Below are 19,376 nucleotides of genomic sequence, written 5' to 3' on the forward strand. Positions count from 1 at the left end.
CCTGTAAAAACAACTAAATAATATGAAATTATTAGAAAATAAATCTGCAATTATTACAGGTGCTACAAGAGGTATTGGTCGTGGAATTGCTATTGAATTTGCTAAACAAGGTGCAAATGTAGCTTTTACTTACAGTTCTTCTGTTGATGCAGCAATTGCTTTAGAAGAAGAGTTAAAAGCTTTTGGAGTTTCAGCAAAAGGATACCAATCTAACGCAGCAGACTTTGATGCTGCTCAAGAATTGGCAAAAGAAGTTTTAAAAGAATTTGGAGCTATAGATATTTTAGTAAATAATGCAGGTATAACAAAAGATAATTTGTTAATGCGTATTTCTGAAGACGATTTTGATAAAGTTATAGAAGTAAATTTAAAATCTGTTTTTAATTTAACCAAAGCGGTTATTCGTCCGATGATGAAACAACGAAAAGGATCTATTATAAATATGAGTTCTGTTGTTGGTATTAAAGGAAATGCTGGTCAAACTAATTATGCTGCTTCAAAAGCTGGTATTGTTGGTTTTTCTAAATCGGTGGCTTTAGAGTTAGGTTCTAGAAATATTAGAAGTAACGTAGTTGCTCCTGGTTTTATAGAAACAGAAATGACAGAAAAATTAGATGAAGCAACTGTACAAAGTTGGAGAGACGGAATTCCTTTAAAAAGAGGAGGGCAGCCAATAGACATTGCAAACGCATGTGTGTTTTTAGCTTCTGATATGAGTGCTTATATTACAGGTCAAACTTTATCTGTAGATGGAGGTATGAACTAAAGTGTACACTTTATAATATTCTAAAAAAGCTTCAATATAAAATATTGAAGCTTTTTTTACGTTTCTAAATATGTTCTATTAGAGTTGTTTTTATACTTAACGAGATGTTCTTATATTTATAATTATCAGCTCAAATTATTGTAGAGTCTTCAGGTAAATAATAACATCTAACATAGATGAAAAGATGTTATTTGCTATCGTAAACCTAGGGTCATTTTTATCTTCGGGTATTACTATAGTGTTCATAGAAGCAGCTTTGGCAGCGATTAAACCTGTAACGCTATCTTCTAAAATCAAGCAATTTTCCGTATTCACTTTCAGTAATTTTGCTACTTTCAGATAAATAGCTGGATGTGGTTTTCCGTATTCTTCAGTATCTGCACTGCAAACAACATTAAAATAATGAGCTATATTCAGTCTGTTAAAAACTGCGTTAATAATAGGTTTGCTAGAGGATGTTGCTAAGGCAATATTAAAGTTGTTTTTTGTTAAATAATCTAACAACTCGAATAAGCCATTTTTAGCTTTTCCTTTTTTAGTAATTAATTGAACTACAGCGGTAATAATTTCTTGTTCTAATAATTTAGGATTTACAGTTAATTGGTGTAATTGACACCAGGTTAAGGAAACATCATCTATCCTTTTGCCCATGGTGTTTTTAATACAGTCTTCTATGGAAACGGTAACATTATAACTGGCTAAAATTTCTATTTGTGCTTGTCTCCAAAAAGGTTCTGAGTCTATGATAACTCCATCCATATCAAAAATAAAAGTATTTATCTTCATTAAATGTTGATTAAAAAATTATTATTGATCATTTTATCATAAATGTTTTTACTAAACATATAGAGTTGTGCTGGTCTTTTAGAAATACCAACTTGCTTTTCGTCCAAAGCAATAATATATTTCTTATTGATTACTTTTCTTCTAAAATTTCTGTTGTCTATCTCTATCCCTAAAATGGATTGATATACATCTTGTACCTCGTTTATGGTGAATTTTTCAGGTAAAAGCTCAAAAATAATGGGTTCATGTAAACATTTTGTTTTTAAGTCTTCATGAGCTTCTTGTATAATTTTTTTGTGATCAAAACCTAAACTAGGTAAGTCTGAAAATGGAAACCACTTTGCTTCATATTTGTTATGGATAACATCAATATCTTCCGTTTTTAATAAAAAGTAATAAGCAATTGTAATGGTTCTAAAATTGAAATCTTCATTTTTTATCCATAGAATATCTTTTTCATTCATCAGCCTATTAGGGTCTCCAAAAGCTTTAAATTGTTTTTTATATAGATTTGTTAACCCTGTTAATTCTTTTAAAACTCTAGAGGCAGATTCATCTAAAGTTTCATTTTCATATACATGATATCCCGTTAATACGTAATCATCTACCAAAACTTCATTACTAGATTTGGCTTTTAAATATCGTTTAATTAATAAAACATTTAATGATTTTGTATTGGTGTCATAGCCAAAAATTACGCAGTCTACCGATAAATTTGGAATTTTTTTAATTTTCATAAGATATTATAAGTTGTAAATTTAGTTAATTTTTTCGGATTTACCAATAAACGTTTTATTGACGTTAAAGAGTTTGTTTTGTGAAATTAATTGATAAAAATATAAATTAAGTGTCATTTGTAAATACTATTTCTAAATCCATTAATTCTAATTTCGGTGTAAGTTAAATCAATATACCATAGTTTTTAGCTAAATTAGAGTATATTTTTTGACTTTTATTAGGAAGTGTAAAATAATTTTATTTACATTTGCATAGTAAACGTCATTATGACGTTTAAAAGCGAAAACGATTTCACATTAAATTAGAAATAATGACACTACCAATTAAACATGTATCATTAAGATATTTAGCATCAACTAGAAATGATATCATAATTAAGCATAGAAAAGTGAGAAGCATAACATTAGCTGTTTGTGTGTTTTTGCTATTAGGGACTCATATTGTATCTGCTCAAGATACGGATGTAAAAAAAGATGATTATAAAGCTTTTTTAATAAGCGCACATCTTAAAAATATGCATTTGTGGCATGGTTCTGTTGTTACTCCTGGACCAATGATCGCTACTAGTCTAGAATTTAATTCTAGAGATTCTAAATTTACTTTAGGTGTTTGGGGCGGAACCAGTTTTGGAACTTCTACAGATGTTATTAATAAAAATACGGGTAAAAACGTAGCTGCACATTATCAGGAGTTTTCATTATATACGAAATATCGTTTTTCAGACACATTTTTTATTGAAGCGGTTTCGCATAATAATTATACAGGTGTAGAAGAAAGAGGAGATGTTTTGCATTATTGGAGTTATGATAAAACACAAGGTTATAATTTTGTTGATGTTAATTTTGGCTACAATATTACACCTAGTACATTATTGTATTTCGCAACTATTATAAACGGTGGAGCAGGAGATTATGAGGTGCAAACGGATGGTTCTTTAAAAAATTCTTGGACTCATTATTTTGAGGTAAGTAGTAAAGTTTGGGAAAAAGAGGATGCTAGCTTATCTTTATTTGCTGGTGGCGCTTGGTCTTTTGTTACAGATAAAACATTTTATACAGAAAATGCAGGTAACCTTATTAATGTAGGTGCAACCTATAATAAAAACGTAAAATTAGGAACTTATAATTTACCAATAGGAGTAACAGCAATGTGGAATCCCGAACAGGAAAAAACAGTACTTCAACTAGATATAACTTTATTTTAAGATTTTCATAATTACAAATAGTAAAACTTACCATGCAATGCATTGTATAAAAAATTAATAAAATTAACTTTAAAAAACATCACATGGAAACATCCAACCAATTTCAGCAGTTCGAAAACTTAGAAGCAGAACAGTTACCAATTGCCAAAAACAAACTCCATAATTGGACACATTTTGCAGGTCTCTATGCTGCAGAGCATGTGGCCGCCACAGAGTTTGTAATTGGTGCTACTTTTGTTGCTTTAGGAGCAACTACTAAAGATATTATTTTAGGTTTATTAATTGGTAATATATTGGCTGTTTTAAGTTGGACGTTAATTACATCTCCAATTGCTGTAGATACTAGATTAAGTTTATACACGTATCTTAATAAAATAGCAGGAGATTCTATGACAAAACTCTATAATTGGGCAAACGTTGTTATTTTTACGGTAATTTCTGCGGCGATGATTACTGTTTCTTCCACTGCAGTTCGGTTTGCTTTTGATATTCCGGCGCAACTAGATTGGTACCCAACAAATCTTTGGTTTGTTTTAATTGTTTTACTTGTTGGTATTGTAGTGGTTGCTATTGCTATATATGGTTTTACTGCAGTATCTAAATTTTCTGCAATTTGTGCGCCTTGGTTATTTGTGATGTTTATTAGTGGTGCATTTATACTTTTACCAGCACTTTCATTAGATGTTTTAGGTAGAACATTGCCAAGTGGATGGACGGAACTTATAAATTTAGGAGATCAATCTATTTGGACAGGAGTTAATAGTGATGGAGAACCAGGAATTGGATTACTTGAAGTTATCGGTTTTGCTTGGGCAGCGAATTCAATTACTCACTTTGGTCTTATTGATATGGCTTTATTTCGTTTTGCTAAAAAGAAATCTTACGGATTAACAACAAGTACAGGAATGATGTTTGGTCATTTTGTAGCTTGGATTTCTGCAGGAATAATGGGGGCAGGAGCCGCTGTTATTATTGGTAAATCTATTGTAGAATTAGATCCGGGAGATGTTGCTTATTATGCGTTAGGTTGGTCTGGTTTTGTAATTGTAATTGTAGCAGGTTGGACAACCGCTGTTGCCAATCTTTACAGAGCAGGGTTAGCAGCACAAGCAATTTTTACTAAAACTTCAAGAAAAAAGACAACCATTATAGTTGGTGTCGTAACCATGGTAGTAGCTTGTTTTCCGTTTGTGTTTTCTCAAATGCTTCCATTATTAACCTATGCAGGTTTATTAGTTGTACCAGTTGGTAGTATTGTTTTTGCAGAGCATCAAATTTTTCCTAAAATTGGATATACGCGTTATTGGTCTCATTATCGTCAATTAACTTTTAGTACTCCTGCTATTGCTTCTTGGGCTTTAGGTTTAGTGTTCGGGTTTGGATTAAATGCGTTAAATATAATGTCTTTCTATTATTTATTTATACCAACTTGGATTTTTACAATTCTTATTTACACCTTTTTAGCAGGACGTTATGGTGCAAAAAATAAATATCCAGAAGAAGAAGAAAAAGAAAGAGTAAGAAATATCAACATTAAAAAATTTCAAGAACAAAAAGCAGAGAAAGAAGTAGTAGCGGTAAAAGACACAAGTCTTCTTACAAAAGTGTTAAAAATAGTTTCAATGCTTACGTTGCTTATTACGCTAGTATTAGCTTGTATTGTTTTATTTGGGAGTGAAACAGAAAATATATATATACAAAATAGAGAACTTTTTTACACCTATGCGTTTGTGTGTACTATCATTTATTTTATAACATCAATTTGGGCACTTAAAAGAGGTAATTCTTTAAATAAATAAAAAAAATCATGAAAAATATAATTAAATTAAATCAACAGAATTTAGCTAAAATTAGTACTAAAATAACTTCACCTTCTTATGATAGAAGCAAGGTTAAAACAGGTATTGTACATGTTGGAATTGGAGGATTTCATAGATCTCACGAAGCGTTTTATACAGACCAATTATTACAAAATAATTCACAATCCGATTGGGGTATTTGTGGGGTTGCATTGTTAGACTTTGATACCAAAATTTACAACATATTAAAAGAGCAAAACGGTTTATATACGTTGGTTATAAAAGAATTAGATGGTTCGTTAACAAAACAAATTATCGGTTCTATGGTAGAAGTTTTATTTGCGCCAGAGAGTCCTATAAAAGTCATTGAAAAAATGGCGAGTCCAGATGTTAAAATCATCAGTTTAACCATAACAGAAGGAGGTTATAATTATAATGAAGCAACGGGTGAATTCAATTTTGAAAACCCTTTAATTCAACATGATTTAGAAACTCCAAGTGCTCCTAAAACTATTTTTGGATATTTAACACAAGCATTAAAAATGCGTAAAGAAAAAGGTTTGAAAGGAATTACCATTCAATCTTGTGATAATATTCAAGGAAATGGACACATGGCAGAAAAAATGTTGTTGAGTTATGTAAAAGTAGCAGCACCAAATTTAGTTTCTTGGATTGATGAAAACGTATCGTTTCCGAATGCGATGGTAGATAGAATTACTCCTGCAACATCTGCATTAGATATCGAAAAATTAAAAGAAACTTCAGGGATTGATGATGGTTGGCCAGTAGTTTGCGAACCTTTTAAACAATGGGTGATAGAAGATAATTTTGTAGCGGGTAGACCTGCTTGGGAAACCGTTGGAGCACAGTTTGTAAAAGATGTTGTTCCGTATGAAAAAATGAAATTAAGTTTGCTTAATGCAGGTCATTCTGTATTAGGTATTTTAGGTGCTTTATACGGTTATTCTACCATAGATGAAGCGGCAAATGATGCAAATATCAGTTCTTTTTTAAGAATATATATGGGGAATGAAGTAACTCCAACTTTAGGACATTTAGAAGGTGTAAACCTTAAAAATTATAAGTTTTCATTAATCCAAAGATTTGGGAATATTTATATAAAGGATCAAATTGAAAGAATTTGTTCTGAGAGTTCTGCTAAAATTCCAATTTTTATTTTACCTACAGTTTATAATCAATTAGAAAATAATAGAACCGTAAATCATGCTGCTTTTATCATTGCTGCTTTTGCTATTTATAGTGTTGGTGTAAATGAAAATGGAGCGCAATTAATAATTAAAGATGCTATGGAAACAGTGTTAACCGAAAAAGCAATTTTAGCTAGAAATAATCCAGCAGCTTTTTTAGAAATAGAATCAATATTTGGACAACTTAAAAACTCTAAAACATTTTTAGATGCTTATACAGATGCGTATCAAAATATTGTTAAGAATGGGATAGAGAAGTCTGTGAAAGATATTAATAGTACTATTTTAAATGAAATTTAAATGGCAAATATAACATGTTTTGGCGAGGTGCTTTGGGATGTGTTTCCAACGCATAAAAAAATAGGAGGAGCTCCTTTAAACGTTGCTGTAAGATTACAATCTTTAGATAATAATGTATACATAATCTCTAGGGTTGGAGCAGATGATAATGGTCTAAAAATTAAAGAGTTTATTGAGGTAAATAATGTGAATAAAATAGCATTACAAATAGATGAAGAACTAAAAACAGGAAAAGTAAAAGTAGTATTGGATGGCAAAGGTTGTGCATCTTATGATATTATGTTTCCTAGGGCTTGGGACCAAATAGAATTAACAGAAGGTGCAAAGAAAATAGTGAAAGTTTCAGATGCTTTTGTATATGGTAGTTTAGTGGCTAGAAATGAAGTTTCAAGAAATACATTATATGAACTTTTAAAAATAGCAAAATATAAAATTTTTGATGTGAATTTAAGAGCTCCTTATTATAACATAGAAAGTTTAAGTTATTTAATGAAAGAAGCTAGTTTTATTAAATTTAATGATGATGAAATTTTTGAAATAGCAGAGACCTTGGGTTACAAAAATGAATCGTTAGAAGAAACCATTAAAACTATAGCAGAGATTACCAATACAAAATCTATTTGTGTTACAAAAGGTGGAGCAGGAGCAATACTGTATTATAATGATGTATTCTTTTATAATGATGGCTATAAAGTAGAAGTTATAGATACTGTGGGTGCAGGAGATTCTTTTTTAGCTTCTTTAATAAATAAATTGTTAAAAGAGGTTGCTCCACAAGATGCATTAGATTTTGCAAGTGCTGTAGGTGCTATTGTTGCCAGTAGTGAAGGAGCAAATCCGGAAATTAAAGAAAGCGATATTTTAGATTTTATGGAACAAAAAACTGTGTAAAATTTAATGATACATTAATATATTGAAAAAGTTTCGTAATTTATTACGAAGCTTTTTTTTTAGTTTAAGAATATAAGATTAAAAATACACCCAATAGAATACCAAATAAAGGAACCAACTTTTTACGCTTATTTTTTTCCTTAAATAGCAATCCACCAACGACCACTGCAATTATAATCTGACTTCTTTTTATGGCTGATAATAGCATAATTAAAGCATCAGGGTCTTGTAGTGCCTTAAAATAAAAGTAATCTGCTGTTTGTAATAAGATTCCGACAGCAGGTATAGACCATCTAAATTTAAAAGCTTTTCTTTTATCAGCATACGGAAACCATGTAATAGATAAAATGATTAACAATATTAGAATGGTGTAAAAACAAAACCAAAATTGTAATGTTTGCGGGTTTAAAGTTAAAGTCTGAATTAGAAATTTATCATACAAACCACTAGAAGCACCTAAAAAGGTAGCTGCGATAATCGCGAAAATCCATTTATTCCTTTTAAAATTGATACCCTCTTTTTTTCCTATTTTAGAATATAATAAGACAGATAGAATAATAAGGAAGAAACCAATCCATTGTAAGAAGTTTGGTTTTTCTTGATAAATAAAAATAGCACCTATAAAAGTAAAAAATGGTCCTGCAGATCTAATAGGAGTAACAATAGTAATTGGTAAATGCTTTAATGCTTGGTAAGCTAAAACCCAGGAAGCGGCCATAATCATCGATTTTATAAAAATGAACCCATGGGTACTCCAAGAAATACTTGTAATGTAGAAACCTATTTTTTGCATGTATTCAGGATTCCACAGAGAACCTAAGTAGAAGGGAAGTATCAATAAAAACCCAGCCGAAATAGTACCTAGTAATACCGGAAATACTTCATTGCCTTGTACGGCATGTTTTTTACATAAATTGTGTAACCCTAAAAATAACGCCGCTAAAAGTCCTAAGTACATCCACATAATGCGCGCGAAGATACTAGAAAGCAAAAAATAGGAGATTGTAAATAGTTACTATTTTTTTTAAAATAAAATTATTAGTTTATTTAGGAGTTACTTGGTTGATAAACAGCTTTATATTTTTATTTTGGTTTGGACATAATTTTTGTTTACATTTTTAAATACACTTTTTATTACTTTTTTAGGATAAATATCCATACCTTTTCTAGGTGTTTCTGTAAATAGTCTAAAAATAAACGGTTCTATTGAATGTCGTTATTAAAATTATATGGATACAGATTTTAATATTTATTAAAAAATAACAGGAAAAAAACATTTAAACAATTACTTAATTGAAAATATGATAATGTTTTTTTGCGATTATTGTAATTAATTAAAAGGAATAAAATTATTATTGTAATAATCATAACATATTTCAAAAAAGTTTACTTTTTTCATAAAAGTAATTTATATTTACTAAAAAAAATTATAAGATTTGAAGGAAACTACAACATTGCCGCTATTTTCAACTTACGAATTAGATTCTAGATTTTATGATGAGCTCTTTAAGGGTAATAATGAAATAAGGGAGGTTTATAAAACTTTATATAATTTATTTGGTTCATACTCTGTAACCGAATTCGATCGCTTAAACAAACAAGCTAAAGATTCGTTTTTTAATCTTGGAATAACATTTCAAGTGTATGGAGAAAAAGAGGTGAAAGAAAAGATTTTTCCTTTTGATTTATTTCCAAGAATTATCAATAATAAAGAATGGACTACTATAGAAAAAGGAGTATTGCAACGAAGTAAAGCTTTAAATCTTTTTCTTTGGGATGTTTATCATGATCAAAAAATTATAAATCAAGGTATAGTTCCCAGAGATTTAATTGAATCTTCTGTAAACTTTTTACCTCAAATGATAGGATTAGATCCACCTGGTGGAATTTACAATCATATTTCTGGTACAGATTTAATTAAACATTCTGATGGAGATTATTATGTTTTAGAAGATAATATTAGATGCCCTTCTGGTGTAAGTTATGTTATTGGTAATAGAAATGCTGTAAAACATTCGTTGTTTGGTGTTTTTAATCAATATAATGCACATACGGTAGTAGATTATGGCGCCAAATTATTAGAAACTATGGAGTCTGTAAAGCCACCAGGAGTAGATGCTCCGGTTTGCGTTATTATAACTCCGGGTGTATATAACTCTGCCTATTACGAGCATTCTTTCTTAGCAAAACAAATGGGAGTCGGTTTAGTAGAAGGAAGAGATTTATTTGTAGAAAATGGTTTTGTGTATATGAGAACCATATACGGACCCGAAAAAGTAGATGTAATTTACAGAAGAATAGATGATTTATTTATAGATCCATTAGTGTTTAAAAAGGATTCTATGCTTGGGGTACCTGGTTTGTTTTCTGTGTATCTAAAAGGAAATGTAACTTTAGTAAATGCCCCCGGAACAGGTGTGGCAGATGATAAGGCGGTATATACGTATATGCCAGAAATTATTAAATACTATTTAGATGAAGAGCCTATTTTAAACAACGTACACACGTATCATTGTAGTAGAAAAGAGGAGTTAAAGTATGTATTAGAAAACATTGATAAACTGGTTGTAAAACCTGTAGATGAATCTGGAGGTTATGGTATTTCTATTGGTAGTAAGCTAACTAAAGAAGAAATAGAAACTGTTAAGAAAACCATTTTGGCAGAACCTAGAAAATATATTGCTCAACCGATAATGTCATTATCTACACACCCAACATATATAGATGAAAATGAATCATTTGAGTCTAGACATGTAGATTTAAGAACTTTTACTTTGTTAGGAAAAGATACCGATTTTGTCTTAAAAGGAGGGTTGACTAGGGTAGCGCTTAAAAAAGGAAATTTAGTTGTAAATTCATCTCAAGGTGGCGGATCAAAAGACACTTGGGTTTTAAAAAAATAAAAAAATATGTTAGCAAGAGTAGCCAATAACCTTTTTTGGATGGGAAGATATATTGAACGTTCAGAACACCTAGCACGGTTTTTAAGTGTCAATTATTTTTCTTCATTAGACGCACCAGATGAATTATCGCAATCTAGACAGTTTGTATTAAGATCTGCCATGTATATGTCTGCAAATGAAATTATAGATGCAGATATTACGTTAGAAGAAGAAGGTGTTTTGTTTAATGTTGGTCTAAATTTAGAACAACCTTATTCTATTATTAACACGTTTATTAATGCACATGAAAATGCAAGAAGTTCTAGAGATTTAATTTCTACAGAATTATTTGAAGGGATCAATAGAATTAATCATAATCTAAAAGACTATCCAATAGAGAAATTTGTAAAAAGTGGTTTGTATGAGTTTACTACCATGGTTACACAATCTACTGCAGAGGTTAGGAGTAAAATTAAAGGAACACTTTTGCACGACGAGGTCTACGCAATTATTATGTTAGGTGTTAATTTAGAAAGAGCTATACAGGTGTCTAGAATAATAAATTCTAAATTAAGTGATGCAGCTGCGGCTAAAGTAATTTATGGTGATGATTCTGATGGTAGTTACCAATGGTCTACGCTCTTGAAATGTGTATCTACTTATGATATGATGCGTCGTTTTTATAAAAAAACACCTTCTAGAAAATCGTCTTTAGAGTTTATTATTTTAAATGAAGAATGTCCAAGATCTATAAAAAATTGTTTAACTCAAATTTATAAATACATTTGTATAATTTCTAAAAATAGAGAAATCAAGAATGATTCTGCAGCATTTTTAATTGGAAAAATGAAATCTGATTTTGAGTATAAATTAATTACTGACATTGAAGATGATATGGAAGTCTTTATTGCAGACTTAATAGAAAAATTAGTTTTAATTGCAGAAAAACTTGAAGATAATTATTTTGATATTTCAGATAGCATTGCAGCAATAGAGGAAGTAGTTAAGGAAAAACCTAAAACTAAATTACAAAAGCAAAAACAATAAATTTAGATATAATTATTTAATTCAAATAGAAAGACCTTAAAGAATTTAAATTCTTTAAGGTCTTTCTATTTGGTATTATGTTCTTCTGAGCAAACAAAGTTTTTTACATCAATTGAATATTAAAATAACTTTGAAAGGATTAAGATTGAGTTTGAGACTGAGACTGAGATTGAGTTAAATTTGTTTTAGCTGGTCTTAAATCTACAGAAACATCCATTGTATTTTTACCAGTACTGTAAATAACTCCTTTTAAAGGAGGAACATCGTAGTAATCTCTACCATGAGCAACCACAATATGTTGGTTTTTTGGTATTTGATTGTTGGTAGGGTCAAAATCTACCCACCCTAAAGTTGGTATAAAGACAGAAAACCAAGCATGTGAAGCATCTGTACCAATCAACTTTTCTTTTCCTTCTGGGGCTAAAGTTTCTATGTATCCACTTACATATCTTGCAGGTAATCCCATAGATCTTACACAAGCAATAGCAATTTGAGCAAAATCTTGACAAACCCCTTTTTTCTCTTTCATTACCTCTTTTAAAGGTGTTGCAATGTTTGTAAAACCAGAAACAAAATCGAAATCTGTAAAAATACGTTCCATTAATTCATATGAAGCGTCATACAAAGATCTTTCTGGCTTAAAAGAAACCAAAGCGTATTCTTTAATTACAGCACTCATATCAAAAATTAAGGGAGAACCTAAAACAAATTGTCTTGCTTCAATGATGTCTGGTTGTATTCCTTTTAATAATTTTAAAGCTTCCTCAATAGTAACTTTTTTTCCTTCAATTAAATTTTCACCCTCTATTTGCAAGTTATAGTCTCTAGAAACTTTACTACGCGCAATTACAATTAATTCATCATGATTTTGCTGAATAGAAAAACGAGTAACTGTGTTTCCAAAGAAATCGAGTCTTTCTGAAATATCTGTAGGTGTAGGTGTTATTTCTAATGAATATTCTAAAACCGTTTGTCCTTTAAAAGTTTTAGGTTTTAAAGTGGTTAAATTATGACAAAAAGAAGCTCCATTTTCATAACTATATTTTGTTTTATGCCAAAGATCAAAAATCATATTAATTAGAAATTTTTCTATCTACCAACTGTTTCTGTTGCTGAGAATGGTTAAAGTAAGTGTCTGAAACGGACAAAGAAGTTAAGTGTAATAAATCGCTTAAATCTGATAATAAAGTATCTAAATTCTTACGCATATTAGACTCTTTATCTATCTCTAATATTTTTTCTAGTGATAGGCTTTGAATCTTATTAAATACAGTGTCAATATTTTTTTGACAATTAGTCATTTCTAAATTTGTATCTCCTTTGGGTAATCTATCAATATCTTTTTTAATTCTTTGTATTTGATACATTAAAGACCTAGAATATTCTTTATCTAAAAGTAATAATTTTAATACGTTTTCTATACTTAAATAAGACTTGTAGCTATATCTGTAAATATTTAAACTTTCATGACTGTTTAAAAGAGATTCTAAAATTTCATATTCTAAGTCCTCATTATAATTAACAATAATTAAAGACCTAAATTTTTCTATGGTCATAGATGCTTGTTCTATTTGCAAACCAATAAAGTAGAGTAGTAGTCCTTGTCTTACTAAAATACTTTCTTCTGATAATGCCATAAAAGCTATTAATCTGGTTATAATTTTATCAAAGAATTTTGATAATGTAGTAACCGAATAATTCTCTTCTTCTTTTAGTTTTGTTAATTGTTTTTGAATACCATCAAAAACACGCCACATATCTTTAGACCACAGATTTCTTAAAGAATAATAAGAATTGTTAAAACTTTGCATAGACTGAGCAAACCCTCCAATTCTTTGATTATCTATAGTAAGTGCTTTAATTTCTTTTATTGGATTTTTTAGGGCTTCTTCTTCATTTTCTCCAGTAAAACCAGGAAAGGTAGAAGTTATATTTGTGATTGATTGAAATAATATTTTTAAACTTTCTGACTCCGATTTTCTATCGTCATGGTATTGTACGTGGGTCATTTGGTTTAGAACCATACGTAAATACCTAGCTGTAAATAAAGTCCTTCCTAAATACCTACCAGACCAATATAGGTTTTCGGCGGTATTACTTGGTACATCATTTATGCTTTCTGCCTGATTAGAAAAACTTTTGTTCCAGGAATAGTTTTGTAAGTAATTTTGTTTTTTATCACTTACAATCCAAAAATCTTTACTAGTTCCTCCTCGTTGGTTAGAAACAAATAATTCTTCTCGTTCAGTTGCAACTCTAACCAAACCACCTGGCATTACGCTGTAACCATTATCTTTTGCAATAGAAAAAGTTCTACACAAAATTTTACGAGGTTCTAATTTGTCTTCCACAAAATTAGGTGCTGTAGAAAAAGATATTTTTTCTTGTGCCACAAATCTATTTGGGTTTTCTAAAATCTCTTCTTTTAACGCTTTGAGTTCATCTTTACTTAAAAATTCGCAGAAATAAATATGTTCTCTATGAGATCTGTCTATTCTTTTAACCACATAAGAAGCTAAATCTTCTAAAACATGTTTTCTTTCTTTTTCTTGACCGCACCACCAAGAAGCTATTTGAGGTAGAATTAATTTTTCATTCAAGAAAAACTTACAAATATTTTCCATAAATGGGATAAGTGCAGGATTCTCTAAAACACCACTTCCAATAGGGTTTACAATAGCAACATTTTGTAAACGTACCACTTCTAATAAACCAGCAACCCCTAAATAAGAATCTTCTCTTAATTCTAGAGGATCCATAAAACTGTCATCTACACGTCTTAGAATAACATCTACTTGTTTTAAACCTTTTAAAGATTTTAACCAAACTTTTCCATGTCTTACCACTAAATCATTTCCTTTTACTAAAGGATGACCTAAAAATGAAGATAAAAAAGAATGCTCAAAATAAGTTTCATTATGAGGCCCTGGCGTTAAGATAACCACCATTGGGTTTTCTTTGTTAGAGGGCGTTACATTTAATAATAACTTATTAAAATCATTAAAAAAAGTAGAGGGTTGCCTTACATTTATATTATCAAATACTTCTGGGATAATTTTACTTGTAGAAAATCTATTTTCTAAAGCATATCCCATACCAGAAGGCGCTTGTGTTCTGTCATTTACAACCCACATTCTACCATCTTTTCCTCTAGCCAAATCAACTGCATGTACATGCAGTCGTTTAGCAGTTTTATAGTCTATTTGATCACAAGAACGTAAAAATCCTCGGTGTGCATAAATTACTTCTGGCGGTATAATACCGTTTTTAAGCAATTCGCGTTTCCCATATAAATCTTTTAAAATAAGATTTAAAATTTCAGATCTTTGTTGAATTCCTTTCTCAACTTCACTCCATTCATTTTGATGAATAATAAAGGGAACAACGTTTAAATTCCAAGGTCTATTTAATCCTTTAGGATCATTATATACATTGTAGGTAACGCCATTTTCTGCTAATAGCCAATCTATATCAGCTTGTTTAGAAGCTAATTTTTTGGGTCCAATTTTTTGTAAATTGGCTAATAAAACTTTCCAATCTGATTTGTCTTCCATCTTAGAAATTAATAATTCATCATATTTACTTTTATTTAAAAAATAATCATTTAAAATTGACTTCTCAATTGTTTTTTCAACTATCATCATAATTCACACTACATATAAAAACTCCTTACTTTACTTTTTTCTTAAATCTAAAGTATAAGGAAATTCAAAATTTACAGGAAGCTCTTTAAACTTAAATCGTTTAGAGCTACTGTTTGGTTCTACACTTCTATCTGGCGTTTCTGTATTAGGATTGATACTTTCAATAGGATCTATTTCCCCTTGTGTATGTCCAAATTCCCAGAAACGGTTAATTCTTCTCGATTCTGCTTCATAACTATTTACCGGATATTCATCATAAGATCTACCTCCTGGATGCGCAACAAAATAAGTACAACCTCCAATAGAACGCTTGTTCCAAGTATCTACAATATCAAATACCAACGGTGTATCTACGGGAATTGTTGGGTGTAAAGCAGAAAACGGATCCCAAGCTTTATAACGCACACCTGCTACATATTCTCCATGTACACCAGTACTATTTAATTGTACTTTAACACCGTTACAACTTAATACAAAACGGTCTTCATTAAAATGAGAAACTTTAACTTGTAATCTTTCTAAAGAAGAGTCTACATATCTAGCAGTTCCTCCACCAGTCATTTCTTCACCTAAAACATTCCAAGGCTCAATACCTGCTCTTAATTCTAAATGAATGTTATTAATGTCTACCATCCCATGAAGTGGGAATCTAAACTCGAAAAATGGATCGAACCAATCTTCTTTAAAATCGTAACCAGCTTTATTTAATTGATCTACGATGTCTTTAATATCTTCTCTAACATAATGCTCTATTAAAAACTTGTCATGTAATTCTGTTCCCCAACGAACTAAATTGTGCTCGTAAGGTTTTTTCCAGAACCAAGCTACTAAAGTTCTTACTAATAACATTTGTACCAAACTCATTTTTGGGTGAGGAGGCATATCAAAACCACGTAATTCTAAAATACCTAATCTTCCTGTAGAAGAATCTGGAGAATACAATTTATCAATACAAAATTCTGCTCTGTGTGTATTTCCTGTTAAATCGGTTAATAAATGTCTAAACAATCTATCTGTTAACCAAAAAGGTACTTCACCATCCTTCGGAATTTGATTAAAGGCAATTTCTAATTCGTATAAATTATCTAAACGGGCTTCATCTATTCTTGGCGCCTGACTTGTAGGTCCTACAAAAGAACCAGAAAACAAGTACGTTAAACCTGGGTGATGTTGCCAGAAAGTTAATAAACTACGTAACAAACTTGGTTTACGTAATAAAGGACTATCTGCCGGACTTGTACCTCCTAAAGTTACATGGTTTCCACCACCAGTTCCGGTGTGTTTTCCATCTAACATAAACTTCTCAGTTCCTAATCTTGCTTTTTTAGCTTCATCATAGAAAGTAAAAGTGTTTTTACATAAGTCTTTCCAATTGGTAACCGGATGCACATTTACTTCAATAACTGCAGGGTCTGGTGTTATTTTTAGAGATTCTAATCTGTTATCATGTGGTGGTTCGTAACCTTCCATTATAACAGGTACATTTAACTCTCTTGCCGTAAGTTCTATAGAGGCTATTAAATCTAAAAACATTTCTGCCGTTTCTAAAGGAGGTAGAAATAAATATAATTTTTGGTCTCTAATTTCTGCACAAAGTGCGGTACGAACAAAATAATTAGGTCGATTTAATTCTAATCCATAATATAAAAATTCTTGATATCTTTTCTTAACAATATTTTTAAAACTTGGTAAGCGTTTCTTTTTAGAAAACAAGTCTGGTTCATGAATAGGAAAAATCTCATGTTCTGGTTTTTCCATTAACGAATCTAAAGGCAACCTTAATCCCATAGGGGAGTTCCCTGGAGTTAAAAAGATGTGTTGTCTTCTAAAAGTCCAAGCGCTACTAAACCACTTGTCTTCCGTTTTATTTAAAGGTAGTAAATGACCAACAGGTGTTGATGCGCCTTTTTCATAAATTTCATGTAATTTTTTACGCGCTAAAGAACCGTCTTTATCCTTTGCAGGATCTATATCTATCGGTAAATTACCTTGTTCCCATAAATGATAAAATGGGTCTTCGTAACTAGGAAGAATATGTTCTGTAGAAACACGTAAATACTTAGAAAGTGTTTCTAAAAATAATTTATCAGAATTTTCTGGAACAATAGGATTATCAGCATAGCTGGATAAAAACTTTTTATTGTACCAAATAGGTCTACCATCTTTACGCCAGCAAATTTCTATTTGCCATCTTGGTAAAGGTTCTCCAGGATACCATTTTCCTTGTGCATGATGTAAAACAGCTCCGTTACCAAATTTGTCATACAAACCTTTGGTTAAATCACCTGCTAGTTTTCTTTTATTTGGTCCATCTGCCGTAGTATTCCACTCCGGAGATTCTAAATCATCAATAGAAATAAAGGTAGGTTCTCCACCCATTGTTAAACGAACATCTCCTTTTTCGAGTTGTTTTTCTACTTTATTCCCAAGTTTGTAAACAGCGTCCCATTGTTCTTCTGTGTACGGTTTAGTAACTCTTGGCGATTCTAGAATTCTAGTAACTTTGTTTTCAAAGAAGAATTCTGTTTCACATTTATCAGTCATTCCAGAAACGGGTGCTGCACTTTCAAAAGAAGGTGTACACGCTAACGGAATATGACCTTCACTAGCTAAAAGACCAGAAGTGGCATCAAAACCAATCCACCCAGCACCAGGTAAATATACTTCTGCCCAAGCATGTAGATCTGTAAAATCTTCTTCAGGACCAGAAGGACCGTCTAAAGATTTTTCATCGGATTTTAATTGAACTAAATACCCAGAAACAAAACGAGCTCCAAAACCTAAATGACGCAATGTTTGTACAAATAACCAAGCATAATCTCTACAAGACCCGTTTTTCTGATTCAAAGTTTCTTCACAAGTTTGAACACCAGGATCCATTCTTATGTTATAATTTAAAAACTCATATATTTTCTGATTGATATCAATTAAAAAATAAATGGTTTTTCTTGGCGTATAATCTATGGTTTTTATAAATTCTTCTAATAACTTGCCTTTATCTGTAATTTCTAAATAAGGTTGTAATTCTTTTTTTACAGTGTCTGTATACACAAAAGGATATTCTTCTGCATATTCTTCTATAAAGAAATCGAAAGGGTTTATCGTTTTAAGATCTGCTATAATTTCAACATCAATAGACATCTCATCCGTTTTTTCAGGAAAAACCAAACGCGCTACATAATTTCCAAAAGGATCTTGTTGCCAATTAAAAAATTGTTCTTCTGGCGTAATTTTAATAGAATAAGATTCTATAGGAGTTCTTGAGTGTGGTGCAGGTCTTAACCTAAAAATATGAGGAGATAATGATACTTTTCTATCATATTTATAAGTTGTCTTGTGAGAAATTACGATTTTTAATGCCATATATACATTTATGTTATGAGTGCAAATTACTGATTAACCTATCTAAATAAAGCTAAAAAAAACGCCGACAAATTTAAGTATTTATTATTCTAAATAACTTAAATTTTATAACAAAAAAAGGATTTAAAATAACATCATTCTTAAATAATGATTTTATTTTAAATTTCGTTTTCTTTAGTTTTTAATTTTTATAAATTTAGTAATAAAACTACAGATTACCTTCGTTAATTAAGATATAATATTGGATTTTATTGATATTATAATAATACTTTCATATAAATAATATTAAAATGATAATTTTATTAAATAAAGCTAAAAAGTAGATTTAAAATAAATTGCAGTTGTTTTTTTAAAAATCATTATTTTAAAACTAAAAACTTTTAATGATAGCATGTAAATTGTACACTATTGTAAGTACATAATTCAGAATTACTTTCAATGTAATAAGATTATAAAGTATAAATATCAAACTCTTTCTTCATTTTAATCACCTAATAATAATTTTCTACCTCTTATAAATAATTTAAGTAAAATACTAATGTTATTTTCTCAATTTTTAAAAAAATTATAGGATTGATATTATTATTCTTAGTAATTCTTGCAGATAAATTATTTAACAAAATCATTGAATTTACAAGTATTTATTTAAAAAAAAAGTTTAGAATTTCGTAAAAGTCTATGAACATGACATCTATCATATATTAAAAACGATATGTATGCTAAATTTGGTACAAATTAAATATCGAAT

Annotated in this window: 13 protein-coding genes; 7 read left to right on the plus strand and 6 right to left on the minus strand. The window is 30.1% G+C overall.

Going from position 1 to position 19,376, the window contains the following annotated elements:
• The first annotated feature begins 22 nt into the window (after window positions 1-22).
• Entirely contained in the window at window positions 23-766 is a 744-nt protein-coding gene (fabG, locus tag JOP69_RS02730; RefSeq protein WP_203392971.1) for a 3-oxoacyl-[acyl-carrier-protein] reductase, read from the plus strand.
• A gap of 135 nt (window positions 767-901) precedes the next feature.
• Here fabG and hxpB read toward each other — a convergent pair whose 3' ends face one another.
• Together hxpB and JOP69_RS02740 are read right to left on the minus strand one after the other, a co-directional pair.
• Entirely contained in the window at window positions 902-1,552 is a 651-nt protein-coding gene (gene hxpB / locus JOP69_RS02735; RefSeq protein ID WP_203392970.1) for a hexitol phosphatase HxpB, read from the minus strand.
• Complete coding sequence (locus tag JOP69_RS02740) at window positions 1,552-2,289, minus strand: NUDIX domain-containing protein (RefSeq protein ID WP_203392969.1); 738 nt, start codon at window positions 2,287-2,289, stop codon at window positions 1,552-1,554. The genes hxpB and JOP69_RS02740 overlap by 1 nt, the downstream gene beginning before the upstream one ends.
• 311 nt (window positions 2,290-2,600) lie before the next feature.
• On the opposite strand from JOP69_RS02740, the gene JOP69_RS02745 reads away from it, so the two are divergent.
• The 4 genes from JOP69_RS02745 (at window position 2,601) to JOP69_RS02760 (ending at window position 7,692) form a co-directional block, all read left to right on the plus strand.
• Complete coding sequence (locus JOP69_RS02745; protein WP_203392968.1) at window positions 2,601-3,494, plus strand: hypothetical protein; 894 nt, start codon at window positions 2,601-2,603, stop codon at window positions 3,492-3,494.
• An 83-nt stretch (window positions 3,495-3,577) separates the two neighbouring features.
• Window positions 3,578-5,293 carry a cytosine permease gene (locus JOP69_RS02750; protein WP_203392967.1) on the plus strand — a complete coding sequence of 572 codons (1,716 nt, stop codon included), beginning with the start codon at window positions 3,578-3,580 and terminating at the stop codon, window positions 5,291-5,293.
• An 8-nt stretch (window positions 5,294-5,301) separates the two neighbouring features.
• Window positions 5,302-6,801 carry a mannitol dehydrogenase family protein gene (locus tag JOP69_RS02755; protein ID WP_203392966.1) on the plus strand — a complete coding sequence of 500 codons (1,500 nt, stop codon included), beginning with the start codon at window positions 5,302-5,304 and terminating at the stop codon, window positions 6,799-6,801.
• Window positions 6,802-7,692: a carbohydrate kinase gene (locus JOP69_RS02760; RefSeq protein ID WP_203392965.1), complete on the plus strand. Its 891-nt coding sequence runs from the start codon at window positions 6,802-6,804 to the stop codon at window positions 7,690-7,692.
• Window positions 7,693-7,756: 64 nt separating this feature from the next.
• Here the strand turns inward: JOP69_RS02760 and JOP69_RS02765 are convergent, their stop codons facing one another.
• Window positions 7,757-8,656 (minus strand): EamA family transporter, encoded by a 900-nt coding sequence (locus JOP69_RS02765; protein ID WP_203392964.1) that lies wholly within the window; start codon window positions 8,654-8,656, stop codon window positions 7,757-7,759.
• Between the two features lie 472 nt (window positions 8,657-9,128).
• Here JOP69_RS02765 and JOP69_RS02770 point away from each other — a divergent pair, with 472 nt between their 5' ends.
• Window positions 9,129-10,595, plus strand: coding sequence for a circularly permuted type 2 ATP-grasp protein (locus tag JOP69_RS02770; protein WP_203392963.1), 1,467 nt, complete (start codon window positions 9,129-9,131; stop codon window positions 10,593-10,595).
• Between the two features lie 6 nt (window positions 10,596-10,601).
• A complete protein-coding gene (locus JOP69_RS02775) occupies window positions 10,602-11,621 on the plus strand; it encodes an alpha-E domain-containing protein (protein WP_203392962.1) in 1,020 nt (339 codons plus the stop codon).
• Between the two features lie 139 nt (window positions 11,622-11,760).
• On the opposite strand, the gene JOP69_RS02780 is transcribed toward JOP69_RS02775, so the two are convergent.
• The 3 genes from JOP69_RS02780 to JOP69_RS02790 are packed head-to-tail and all read right to left on the minus strand — an operon-like array spanning window position 11,761 to window position 18,628.
• Window positions 11,761-12,693, minus strand: coding sequence for a transglutaminase family protein (locus JOP69_RS02780; RefSeq protein ID WP_203392961.1), 933 nt, complete (start codon window positions 12,691-12,693; stop codon window positions 11,761-11,763).
• A gap of 1 nt (window position 12,694) precedes the next feature.
• Window positions 12,695-15,265, minus strand: coding sequence for a circularly permuted type 2 ATP-grasp protein (locus JOP69_RS02785; protein ID WP_252191173.1), 2,571 nt, complete (start codon window positions 15,263-15,265; stop codon window positions 12,695-12,697).
• Between the two features lie 30 nt (window positions 15,266-15,295).
• Entirely contained in the window at window positions 15,296-18,628 is a 3,333-nt protein-coding gene (locus tag JOP69_RS02790; protein WP_203392960.1) for a DUF2126 domain-containing protein, read from the minus strand.
• Between the last annotated feature and the right edge of the window lie 748 nt (window positions 18,629-19,376).

Source organism: Polaribacter sp. Q13 (assembly GCF_016858305.2).
GTDB lineage: Bacteria > Bacteroidota > Bacteroidia > Flavobacteriales > Flavobacteriaceae > Polaribacter.

Coding starts and splice junctions, on each gene's coding strand:
- fabG (WP_203392971.1), top strand. CDS start 23: ATGAAATTATTAGAAAATAAATCTGCAATTATTACAGGTGCTACAAGA.
- JOP69_RS02785 (WP_252191173.1), bottom strand. CDS start 15,265: ATGATGATAGTTGAAAAAACAATTGAGAAGTCAATTTTAAATGATTAT.
- JOP69_RS02775 (WP_203392962.1), top strand. CDS start 10,602: ATGTTAGCAAGAGTAGCCAATAACCTTTTTTGGATGGGAAGATATATT.
- JOP69_RS02765 (WP_203392964.1), bottom strand. CDS start 8,656: ATGTGGATGTACTTAGGACTTTTAGCGGCGTTATTTTTAGGGTTACAC.
- JOP69_RS02740 (WP_203392969.1), bottom strand. CDS start 2,289: ATGAAAATTAAAAAAATTCCAAATTTATCGGTAGACTGCGTAATTTTT.
- JOP69_RS02755 (WP_203392966.1), top strand. CDS start 5,302: ATGAAAAATATAATTAAATTAAATCAACAGAATTTAGCTAAAATTAGT.
- JOP69_RS02750 (WP_203392967.1), top strand. CDS start 3,578: ATGGAAACATCCAACCAATTTCAGCAGTTCGAAAACTTAGAAGCAGAA.
- JOP69_RS02760 (WP_203392965.1), top strand. CDS start 6,802: ATGGCAAATATAACATGTTTTGGCGAGGTGCTTTGGGATGTGTTTCCA.
- hxpB (WP_203392970.1), bottom strand. CDS start 1,552: ATGAAGATAAATACTTTTATTTTTGATATGGATGGAGTTATCATAGAC.
- JOP69_RS02780 (WP_203392961.1), bottom strand. CDS start 12,693: ATGATTTTTGATCTTTGGCATAAAACAAAATATAGTTATGAAAATGGA.
- JOP69_RS02745 (WP_203392968.1), top strand. CDS start 2,601: ATGACACTACCAATTAAACATGTATCATTAAGATATTTAGCATCAACT.
- JOP69_RS02790 (WP_203392960.1), bottom strand. CDS start 18,628: ATGGCATTAAAAATCGTAATTTCTCACAAGACAACTTATAAATATGAT.